The organism is bacterium (assembly GCA_021372775.1).
Lineage (GTDB): Bacteria > Acidobacteriota > Polarisedimenticolia > J045 > J045 > JAJFTU01.
Window position 1 is genome coordinate 1 of sequence record JAJFTU010000466.1, and the last position, 8,886, is coordinate 8,886.

An 8,886-nucleotide genomic window follows, 5' to 3' on the forward strand; every position below is an offset into this window, starting at 1 on the left:
CTGCGCGTGGCGGGGATCACGCCGGTCCTCGCCCACCCGGAGCGGATCCGCTGGTTCCAGGAGGATCTCGCGCGCCTCGAGTCGGCGATCCGCCTCGGGGCGCTGGGGCAGATGACGGGTTCCAGTTTGGTCGGCGACTTCGGGCGGACGATCGCCGCGCTCGCCGAGACGATGGTGCGGCGCGGGCTCGTCCACGCCCTGGGGAGCGACGCGCACGACACGGAACATCGGCCGCCGCGTCTCGCCGCGGCCCGCGCCCGCTGGGCCGAACTCGCGGGGGAGGACTCCGCGCGGATCGCCGTCGAGGACGCGCCGCGCGCGTTCCTGGGCGGGACGCCGTTCGAGGCGGCCGCGCCGTCGCCGGCGCCGGCGCCGCGCGGCTTCCTCGACCGACTTCTGGGACGCTGAACGCCGAGGAGGTTCGATGACGCTCTATGCCCGGTTCGCCGTTCGAATCCTGTCCGTCGCCGCGGTCGGCGCGGCAATGCTCGCCGGCTGCGGCGCGCCGACGCCGAAGATCGACCGGAAGGTGCCGCAGGAGGGCGCGCTGCAGCACTACCAGCGGGCGCGGCTGGCCTTCGAGCAGAACCGCGTGCCGGACGCGATGAGCGAAATCGAGCGCGCGCTGAAGATGGATCCGAAGCTGCCGCAGGTCTGGTTCTACCGCGGCTACATGTACTTCACGCTGGGCGACTTCGCGAAGGCCGAGGCCGACTTCCGCACGGCGATCGAACGCCACCCGTTCTACACCGACGCGCGGATGTACCTCGCGGCCTGCCTCGACCAGCAGGGGAAGCCGGACGCCGCGCTGGTCGAACTCGACCGCGCGCTCGCCGACACGACCTATCCCACGCCGGAGCAGGTGCGGCTCAACAAGGCGCTGATCCTCGAACGGGTCGGGCGCCGCGACGAGGCCCTGACCGAGCTGCGGCGCGCGGTCGGCGCGCGGCCGAAGTACTACCGCGCCCACTTCGAGATGGGGCGGCTGCTCGCCGCGATGGACCGCTTCGACGAGGCCGAGCTGGCCTTCGAGGCGGCCGAGGCGGGCGAGGGGAAGAATCCGGAGTACCAGCTGGCGCGCGCCGAGACGCTGCTCAAGATCGGCCAGACGAACGACGCGCGGGCCCGCCTGCGGCGCGTCCTCGAACTCGCGCCGGGATCCGAGGCCGCGGCGAAGGCCGCGGCGCTGCTCAAGGAAGAACGCTGATGTTCGGTTCGCTGCGCGACAAACTGCTTTCCGGCCTGCGCAAGACGCGGACCGCGCTCGCCGACGGCGTGGCGCGGCTGACCGGCCGGACGGTGGACGACGGCCTGCTCGACGAGCTCGAGGAGACGCTGCTCGGCGCCGACTTGGGGCCGGAGCTCGCCGCGGAGCTCCGCGGACGGATCGCCGTCGAGATGCGCGGCCGCACGATCGAGGGGCCGGACGAGGTCCTCGCGCTGCTGCGGCGCGAGTTGCTGGCGCTGCTGCCGCCCGCGCCGCCGGCGCCGAACCCCGCGCCGCCGCGCGTGACGCTCGTCGTGGGGGTCAACGGTTCGGGGAAGACGACGACGGTCGGCAAGCTCGCCGCGCTCTGGGCCGGCGAGGGGCGCGGCGTCGTGGTCGCCGCGGCCGACACGTTCCGCGCCGCCGCGGTCGAGCAGCTCGTCGTGTGGGCCGAGCGCGCGGGGGCGCGGGTCGTCCGCGCGCAGGCGGGCGCCGATCCGGCGTCGGTCGCCTTCGACGCGGCGCGCGCGGCCCGCTCGAAGGGCACGGCCGACCTGCTCGTGGACACGGCGGGGCGGCTGCACAACAAGAAGCCGCTGATGGACGAACTGGCGAAGATCTCCCGCGCCGTGGCGCGCGAGATTCCGGGCGCGCCGCACGAGACGCTGCTCGTCGTGGACGGGGCGACGGGCCGGAACGCCGTCAACCAGGCGCGCGAGTTCGCCAAGGCGGCGCCGGTCACGGGGCTCGTCCTGACCAAGCTCGACGGCACCGCGAAGGGGGGCGCGGCGGTCGCGATCGGCCGCGAGCTCGGCCTGCCGGTGCGCTACATCGGCGTCGGCGAAGGGGTGGACGACCTGCTGCCGTTCGACGCCGGACAGTTCGTGGACAGCATCCTCGCGCCGGCCGGGAACGGGAATGCGTGACGGAGACGAACGGCTGCTCGGGCGGGCGATCGAGCTCGCGGCGCGCGCCGGACGCGGCGCGGCGCCGAACCCGCGCGTCGGCGCGGTCGTCGTCGGCGCCGGCGGCGCGATCGTCGGCGAGGGCTGGCATCGCCGCGCGGGGGAGGCGCACGCGGAGACGCAGGCGCTCGCCGCGGCCGGCGAGGCGGCGCGCGGCGCGACGCTCTATCTCTCGCTCGAGCCGTGCGTGCACACCGGCCGCACGCCTCCCTGCGCGCGGGCGATCATCGCCGCGCAGGTGCGGCGGGTCGTCGTGGCGATGATCGATCCCGACGAGCGGGTCGCCGGGCGCGGCGTCGAGGAACTGCGCGCCGCGGGGATCGAGGTCGAGCTCGCCGGCGCGGAGACGGAGCGGGCGGCGGAGCGGCTCAACGAAGACTATCTGCTTCACCGCCGCCGCGGCCGCGCCTTCGCCGCGCTCAAGGTCGCGGCGACGCTCGACGGCCGCATCGCCGACGCGTCGGGCGCCTCGCAGTGGATCACCGGCGCCGAGGCGCGCCGCCGCGCCAAGGAGCTGCGCGGCCTCTACGGCGCGGTCGTCGTCGGAGCCGGCACGCTGCTGGCCGACGACCCCGGTCTGCTGCCGCCCGACGGCCCCGCCGGCGCGCCGCCGTTCCTGCGCTGCATCGTGGACGGCGCCCTGCGCGCCCGTCCCGAGGCGCGGCTCTTCCGCGTCGCCGCCGAGGCGGGGATCGACTCGCCGATCGTGATCTACTGCCGCCCGGACGCCGATCCGGCGCGGCGCGCGGCGCTGGAGCGGGAGGGGGCGGAGGTCGTGCCGCTCGGCGAGGCCGGCGCGCCGATCCCCCCGGCCGAGATCCTGCGGGACCTCGCGCGCCGCGGCGTGCTCGGGGCCTACGTCGAGGGGGGCGGGCGGACGCTCGGCGCCTTCCTCGCCGCCGGCTGCGCCGACAAGTTCTACTGGTTCTCCGCGCCGCGGCTGCTCGGCGACGCCGGCGGCGCGGCCGCGCTCGACGCCGGACCGCGGCCGCTGGCCGCGGCGTTCGACTGGCGGGTCGAGGTGGAGGAGCGGTTGGGAGAGGATAGACTCTTCGTCCTCTATCCCCGCGCCTCGGGGGCGGAACGCGTATAGGACGGCGTTCCCCGGGCGGGGGGCGCGACGGGAGGCGCTCGATGTTCACCGGTCTGGCGGCCGCGGTCGGCGAGCTGGGAGCGGTCCGCGCCAAGGGCGGCGGGCTGACGGTGACCGTCAAGCACGCGCTTCCCGACGGACCGATCGAGCCGGGCGAGAGCGTCGCGGTGGACGGCTGCTGCCTCACCGCGGTCGCCCCGCGCGACGGCGCGTTCGACGCCGACCTCTCGCCGGAAACGCTCTCCCGCACCGGCGGCCGGCTGCGCTGGCGGCCCGGGCGGGCGGTGAACTTGGAGCGGGCGCTGCGCGCCGGCGACCGTCTGGGCGGCCACATCGTGCAGGGGCACGTGGACGGGCTGCTGCGCGTCGCCGCGCTGCGCCGCGGGGCGGGCGGCTTCGCCGAGCTGCGCCTGCGCCTGCCGGCGGCCGCGCGGCGGTACGTCGTGCCCAAGGGCTCGATCGCGCTCGACGGGATCAGCCTGACCGTGGCCAAGCTCGGCGGGGACTTCTTCGAGGTGGCGGTGATCCCCGCCACGCTCGCGGCGACCACGCTCGGCCGGCGGCGCGCCGGCGACGAGATGATCGTCGAGTGGGACGTGATGCTGCGCGCGGCCGCCGCGGCCGCTTTCTCGCCCTCGGGGCCGAGGTAAACCGACAATGCCGTTCGCGACCATCGAAGAGGCGCTCGAAGAGATCCGCGCCGGGCGGATGATCGTCGTCTGCGACGACGAGGACCGCGAGAACGAAGGGGACCTGACGATCGCCGCGGAGAAGGTGACGCCGGAGGCGATCAACTTCATGGCCCGCCACGGCCGCGGGCTGATCTGCCTGCCGATGACCGAGGAGCGGCTCGACGAGCTCAACGTCCCGCTGATGGTCGCGGACAACACGACCCGCTACCAGACCGCCTTCTGCGTCTCGATCGAGGCCCGCCGCGGCACGACGACGGGGATCAGCGCCGCCGATCGTTCGGCGACGGTGAAGGCGGCGATCGATCCCGCGACCCGTCCCGAAGACCTGATGCGCCCCGGGCACATGTTCCCGTTGCGCGCGGTCAAGGGCGGCGTCCTGCGGCGCGCCGGCCAGACCGAGGCCGCCGTCGATCTCGCGCGCCTCGCCGGACTCTATCCGGCGGGCGTGATCTGCGAGGTGATGAAGGACGACGGGACGATGGCCCGCGTGCCCGACCTCGAGGCGTTCTGCGCCGAGCACGGCGTGAAGATGATCACTGTGGCGGACCTGATCCGCTACCGCCTCGCCCACGAGCGGCTCGTGCGGCGGGTCGCCTCGCCGCATCTCCCGACCGAGCACGGCGACTTCACCGTCCACGCCTACGCCAACGACATCGACGGCGACACGCATCTCGCGCTGACCATCGGCGAGCCGTTCGCCGGCGACGACCCGGTCCTCGTGCGGGTCCACAGCGAGTGCATGACCGGCGACGTTTTCGGCTCGCTCCGTTGCGACTGCGGCCCGCAGCTCCACTCGGCGATGGAGCAGGTCGCCCGCGAGGGGCGGGGCGTCGTCGTCTACCTGCGGCAGGAGGGGCGGGGGATCGGCCTCGCCAACAAGCTCCGCGCCTACGAGATCCAGGAGAAGGGGCAGGACACCGTCGAGGCGAACCTCGCCCTGGGGTTCAAGGCGGACCAGCGCGACTACGGCGTCGGCGCGCAGATCCTCTTCGACCTCGGCGTGCGGCGGATGCGCCTCCTCACCAACAACCCGCGCAAGTACGTCGCGCTCTCCGCCTTCGGGCTGGAGATCGTCGAGCGGGTGCAGCTCGAGATCGCCCCGACGAAGGCCAACCGCGCCTACCTGCGGACGAAGCGGGAGAAGCTCGGGCACCTGCTCGAGCGCGCCTGACGGTGGTCCCCGCGCATTGACGCGGGGGCTGTATCTGCTAAAGTGCCACCTTTGCGCGCCCTTCCGCGCGGAAGGGTGGAGGACTGCGTTTTGTTCGAAGGGCTCACCGATCGACTGTCCGGCGTGCTGGACAGGCTGCGCGGCGCCGGCCGGATCACCGAGGCCGACCTGGACGCCGCGTTGCGCGAGGTGCGCCTGGCGCTGCTCGAAGCCGACGTCTCGTTCAAGGTCGTCAAGGAGTTCCTCGCCAAGGTGCGCGAGAAGGCGCTCGGCGAGGAGGTCCTGAAGAGCCTGACGCCGGGGCAGCAGGTTGTGCGGGTCGTCCGCGACGAACTGGTCGAGCTGCTCGGCGGTTCGTCGGCCGCGCGCCCGCTCGCCCAGTCCTCGAAGCTCCCGTCGGTCTACATGCTCGTCGGCCTGCAGGGCTCGGGCAAGACGACGACCTGCGGCAAGCTCGGCGTCTACCTGACCAAGATGGGCCGCCACCCGCTCGTCGCCCCGGTCGATCTGGCCCGCCCGGCGGCCGTGCTGCAGGCGATCCAGGTCGCGAAGGCGGCGGGGCTCGGCGTCTACGAGCACGACGCCAGCGGCACGCCGCTCGGCCGCGCGCGCGAGGCGGTGAAGTTCGCCAAGGAGCGCGGCTTCGACGTCGTGCTCCTCGACACCGCCGGCCGTCTGCACGTGGACGAAGCGCTGATGGACGAGCTCGCCGAACTGGAGCGCGGGCTCGAGCCGACGGAGACGCTCTACGTCGCCGACGCGATGACCGGGCAGGACGCGGTCCGCTCGGCCGACGCGTTCCGCAAGCGGGTCGGCCTGACCGGCGTGATCCTGACCAAGCTCGACGGCGACGCCCGCGGCGGCGCGGCGCTTTCGGTCGCGCACGTGACCGGCGTGCCGGTCCGCTTCGCCGGCGTCGGCGAGAAGTCGGACGCGCTCGAGCTGTTCGACCCGGCGCGGATGGCCGGGCGGATCCTCGGCATGGGGGACGTCCTCGGCCTGATCGAGAAGGCCGAGCAGGCGTTCGACCTCGCCGAGGCCGAGAAGCTCTCGAAGGCGCTCCGCCGCAGCCAGTTCACGCTGGAGCAGTTCCGCGACACGCTGCGGCAGATGCGGAAGCTCGGCCCGCTGGAGTCGCTGCTCGGGATGATCCCGGGGGTGAAGCTGCCGGCCGGGGCGGAGGTGGATCCGAAGGTCACGGTCCGCCTCGAGGCGATCATCAACTCCATGACCGCGGCGGAGCGGCGCGACCACCGGCTCATCGACGGCTCGCGGCGCAAGCGGATCGCCCGCGGCTCGGGCACGTCGGTGCAGGAAGTCAACCGGCTGCTCAAGCAGTTCATGGAGATGCAGAAGCTGATGAAGGCGTTCGGCGGCGGCTCCAACAAGGACCGCATGCGGCGCCTCCTTGGACGCTGAACGAAGGCCGACGACGGCCCACCGTACTTTTCCCGAGGGAGAACGCTCGTGCTCAAGATCAGGCTGCGGCGGGAAGGTTCCCGCAACCACCCCTTCTACCGCATCGTCGTTTCCGACGCGCGCAACACGCCCACCGGCCCGACGACCGCGGTGATCGGCCACTACAACCCGCGCACCAACCCGGCGACCGTCGTCGTGGACATGGAGGCCTACAACGGCTGGGTGTCCAAGGGCGCCCACCCGTCCGACTCCGTGCGCAATCTCGTGGCGAAGGCGAAGCCCGCGGAGCCGCAGGCGTGAGCGACGACGCGCGGATGCAGGCCTTTCTGGGCCAGCTCGTCGGCGCCCTGGTGGAGAAGCCGGAGGAAGTCGCCGTGTCGGTGGTGGACGGCCGGCGGGCGACCCGCTTCGAGATCCGGACGCGCGCCGAGGACCGCGGTCAGGTCATCGGCAAGGACGGCATGACCATCCGCTCGATCCGCACTCTGGCCGCGATCGCCGCGCACAAGAAGCGCCGGCGTTTCGAGGTCGAGCTGCCGGAGTGACGCCGTGGCCGCCCCCGAAACGCCCGCCAAGCGGGTCGTGCTGGGGCGGCTGCGCCGCCCGTGGGGTCGTCGCGGCGAACTGCTGCTCGACCTCCACACCGACTGGCCCGAAGAACGCTTCGCCCGCGGCCGCGAACTGACGCTGGAGTGGGACGACGGCCGACGCCTCGAACGGCGTTCGGCCGGCTACCGCCGGCTGCAGTGCGGGCCGCTCTTGGCGTTCGAGGGGGCGGAGGACATCGGCGCCGCGGAGCGGCTGGCCGGCGCGTGGCTCGTCGCCTCGCCGGAAGGCGCGCCCCCCCTCGAACCGGGGGAGGTGCGCCAGGCCGACCTCGTCGGGCTGCGCGTCGAACTGCCGGACGGACGGCAGGTCGGCGTCGTCGCGGGGCTCGAGGAGACCGCGGCGGCCGATCTGCTGGTCGTGGCCCTCGACGACGGGCGCGAGGCGCTCGTGCCGTTCGCGGCGGCGATCGCGAAGACGATCGACGTCGCGGGCGGGCGGATCGTCCTCGACCCGCCGCCCGGGTTGCTCGACCTCCGCGAGGCCGAGGACGCGGGCGACTCCGGGGCGGCGCGATGAGCGGGACGGCGCGCGTTCCCGAGTTCGCCGTGGTGACGATCTTCCCGGGGATGTTTCCCGGGCCGCTCGCCTACGGCGTCGTCGGCCGCGGCTTGGAGCGCGGGCTGTTCAAGCTGACGGTCCGCGACCTGCGCGACTGGGCGCCGCCGCCGCACCGTCAGGTGGACGACGCGCCGTTCGGCGGCGGGGCGGGGATGGTGCTCAAGCCGGAGCCGCTGTTCGGCGCGGTCGAGGAACTGCGGGCGGCGCCGGGCGCGGAACGGACGAAGGTCGTGCTGCTCGACCCGGCGGGCCGGCGGTTCGACCAGACGGTCGCGCGGGAGTTCGCCTCGCTGGAACGGTTGGTCCTGCTCTGCGGGCGCTACGAAGGCGTGGACGACCGCGTGCGGCGGGGAGTGGTGGACGAGGAGATTTCGATCGGCGACTATGTGTTGGCGGGCGGCGAAGTCGCGGCGATGGCGATGATCGAAGCGGCGGCCCGCCTGATCCCCGGGGTGCTGGGCGAACCGGCGTCGCTCGAGAACGAATCATTCGAAGAGGCGACGCTGGACTTTCCCTATTACACTCGCCCGGCTCTGTTCCGCGGGATGGCCGTCCCGGAGGCGCTGATGTCGGGGCACCACGGGCGGATCGAAGAATGGCGCCGCGCGGCTGCGCGCGAGCGCACTCTCCGGCGGCGGCCGGACTTGTTGGAAGCGAACACCCCCTCGCGGCGCGAGGCGGGCGACGACGAGGTCGAAGGACAATGAGCGACGAACTGATTCGGGCCGTAGAGGCCAAGTTCCAGAAGGACGACGTGCCGCAGTTCTTCCCGGGCGACACGCTCAAGGTGCACCTGCGGATCACGGAAGGGGAGAAGGAGCGCATCCAGGTCTTCCAGGGCGTCGTGATCGCCCGGAGGCACGGGACCGGCTCCGTCCGCTCGACCTTCCGCGTGCGCAAGGTCAGCGGCGGCATCGGCGTCGAGCGCGTTTTCCCGCTCTTCTCGCCGCTGGTCGCCAAGATCGAGGTCGTCCGCTCCGGTCGCGTCCGCCGCGCCAAGCTGTACTACCTGCGCGGACTGTCCGGGAAGGCCGCCCGCATCCGGGAGCGTCGCCGGGTCTGACGCCCTGTGGCCGACGAGCGGAAGCAGCTTCACGACATGGTCGATCGCGCCCTCAAGCGCGGCGACATGGCGGAAGCTGCGTCCGCTTATCGGCGTTTGGTCGCGCTGA

Annotated in this window: 12 protein-coding genes; all 12 read left to right on the forward strand. The window is 73.4% G+C overall.

Features of this window, described 5'->3' with window-relative positions; genetic code table 11:
* Positions 1-408: capsular biosynthesis protein (locus LLG88_15960; protein ID MCE5248405.1), on the forward strand; the 408-nt coding region annotated here is incomplete at its 5' end.
* 16 nt (positions 409-424) lie between these two features.
* The gene (locus LLG88_15965) at positions 425-1,207 is read left to right on the forward strand and encodes a tetratricopeptide repeat protein (GenBank protein MCE5248406.1); all 783 of its coding nucleotides are present in this window, start codon (positions 425-427) and stop codon (positions 1,205-1,207) included.
* Positions 1,207-2,133 carry a signal recognition particle-docking protein FtsY gene (ftsY, locus tag LLG88_15970; GenBank protein MCE5248407.1) on the forward strand — a complete coding sequence of 309 codons (927 nt, stop codon included), beginning with the start codon at positions 1,207-1,209 and terminating at the stop codon, positions 2,131-2,133. Before LLG88_15965 ends, ftsY begins: the two co-directional genes overlap by 1 nt.
* The gene (gene ribD, locus LLG88_15975) at positions 2,126-3,265 is read left to right on the forward strand and encodes a bifunctional diaminohydroxyphosphoribosylaminopyrimidine deaminase/5-amino-6-(5-phosphoribosylamino)uracil reductase RibD (protein MCE5248408.1); all 1,140 of its coding nucleotides are present in this window, start codon (positions 2,126-2,128) and stop codon (positions 3,263-3,265) included. The genes ftsY and ribD overlap by 8 nt, the downstream gene beginning before the upstream one ends.
* Before the next feature lie 41 nt (positions 3,266-3,306).
* Positions 3,307-3,915, forward strand: a complete 609-nt coding sequence (locus tag LLG88_15980; protein ID MCE5248409.1) for a riboflavin synthase — start codon at positions 3,307-3,309, stop codon at positions 3,913-3,915.
* A 7-nt stretch (positions 3,916-3,922) separates the two neighbouring features.
* Positions 3,923-5,128, forward strand: a complete 1,206-nt coding sequence (locus LLG88_15985) for a bifunctional 3,4-dihydroxy-2-butanone-4-phosphate synthase/GTP cyclohydrolase II (protein ID MCE5248410.1) — start codon at positions 3,923-3,925, stop codon at positions 5,126-5,128.
* 90 nt (positions 5,129-5,218) lie between these two features.
* Entirely contained in the window at positions 5,219-6,547 is a 1,329-nt protein-coding gene (ffh, locus tag LLG88_15990) for a signal recognition particle protein (GenBank protein MCE5248411.1), read from the forward strand.
* Positions 6,548-6,595: 48 nt separating this feature from the next.
* Positions 6,596-6,847, forward strand: coding sequence for a 30S ribosomal protein S16 (gene rpsP / locus LLG88_15995; protein ID MCE5248412.1), 252 nt, complete (start codon positions 6,596-6,598; stop codon positions 6,845-6,847).
* Positions 6,844-7,092, forward strand: coding sequence for a KH domain-containing protein (locus LLG88_16000; protein MCE5248413.1), 249 nt, complete (start codon positions 6,844-6,846; stop codon positions 7,090-7,092). The genes rpsP and LLG88_16000 overlap by 4 nt, the downstream gene beginning before the upstream one ends.
* 4 nt (positions 7,093-7,096) lie before the next feature.
* On the forward strand, positions 7,097-7,672 hold the full coding sequence (gene rimM / locus LLG88_16005) for a ribosome maturation factor RimM (protein MCE5248414.1): 576 nt from the start codon (positions 7,097-7,099) through the stop codon (positions 7,670-7,672).
* Positions 7,669-8,421 carry a tRNA (guanosine(37)-N1)-methyltransferase TrmD gene (gene trmD / locus LLG88_16010; protein ID MCE5248415.1) on the forward strand — a complete coding sequence of 251 codons (753 nt, stop codon included), beginning with the start codon at positions 7,669-7,671 and terminating at the stop codon, positions 8,419-8,421. Before rimM ends, trmD begins: the two co-directional genes overlap by 4 nt.
* The gene (rplS, locus tag LLG88_16015; GenBank protein ID MCE5248416.1) at positions 8,418-8,777 is read left to right on the forward strand and encodes a 50S ribosomal protein L19; all 360 of its coding nucleotides are present in this window, start codon (positions 8,418-8,420) and stop codon (positions 8,775-8,777) included. The genes trmD and rplS overlap by 4 nt, the downstream gene beginning before the upstream one ends.
* Positions 8,778-8,886: the final 109 nt, after the last annotated feature.

Excerpts from the sequence above, each read along its gene's own strand:
- rplS (MCE5248416.1), top strand. The coding sequence starts at position 8,418 with ATGAGCGACGAACTGATTCGGGCCGTAGAGGCCAAGTTCCAGAAGGAC.
- trmD (MCE5248415.1), top strand. The coding sequence starts at position 7,669 with ATGAGCGGGACGGCGCGCGTTCCCGAGTTCGCCGTGGTGACGATCTTC.
- ftsY (MCE5248407.1), top strand. The coding sequence starts at position 1,207 with ATGTTCGGTTCGCTGCGCGACAAACTGCTTTCCGGCCTGCGCAAGACG.
- ribD (MCE5248408.1), top strand. The coding sequence starts at position 2,126 with ATGCGTGACGGAGACGAACGGCTGCTCGGGCGGGCGATCGAGCTCGCG.
- LLG88_15965 (MCE5248406.1), top strand. The coding sequence starts at position 425 with ATGACGCTCTATGCCCGGTTCGCCGTTCGAATCCTGTCCGTCGCCGCG.
- LLG88_15985 (MCE5248410.1), top strand. The coding sequence starts at position 3,923 with ATGCCGTTCGCGACCATCGAAGAGGCGCTCGAAGAGATCCGCGCCGGG.
- LLG88_15980 (MCE5248409.1), top strand. The coding sequence starts at position 3,307 with ATGTTCACCGGTCTGGCGGCCGCGGTCGGCGAGCTGGGAGCGGTCCGC.